This is a genomic window from Alkalihalophilus lindianensis (assembly GCF_032843265.1).
GTDB lineage: Bacteria > Bacillota > Bacilli > Bacillales > Bacillaceae_D > Alkalihalophilus > Alkalihalophilus lindianensis.
In genome coordinates this window covers 1-262 of the sequence record NZ_JAWJBA010000503.1, presented here as the reverse complement: position 1 = coordinate 262, position 262 = coordinate 1, and the positions used below count along the sequence as shown (strand labels likewise).

At 48.1% G+C, this 262-nt stretch carries 1 protein-coding gene; it reads right to left on the bottom strand.

Features of this window, described 5'->3' with window-relative positions:
* Positions 1-262 (bottom strand): ribose-phosphate diphosphokinase (prs, locus tag RYX56_RS23200; protein WP_317124237.1); only part of this gene is annotated, 262 nt, incomplete at both ends.

Genomic DNA, 262 nt, shown 5'->3' with positions numbered 1-262 from the left:
GCCATTTTTCTTGCCCTAACCACTCCGCCATTGTGCGGGGCAACGATTACAATATCCTCTAACGCCTTTTTCTCAAAATAGTCAGCAAGGATCGGAATCCCAGTGAGATGATCCACAGGTATGTCGAAAAAACCTTGAGCTTGTGGTGCATGAAAGTCAACGGTAAGCACTCTGGTTGCTCCTACTGTCTCTAAAAGGTTGGCCAGTAATTTCGCTGTAATAGGCTCCCGGGATCTGGCCTTTCTGTCTTGGCGTGCATAGC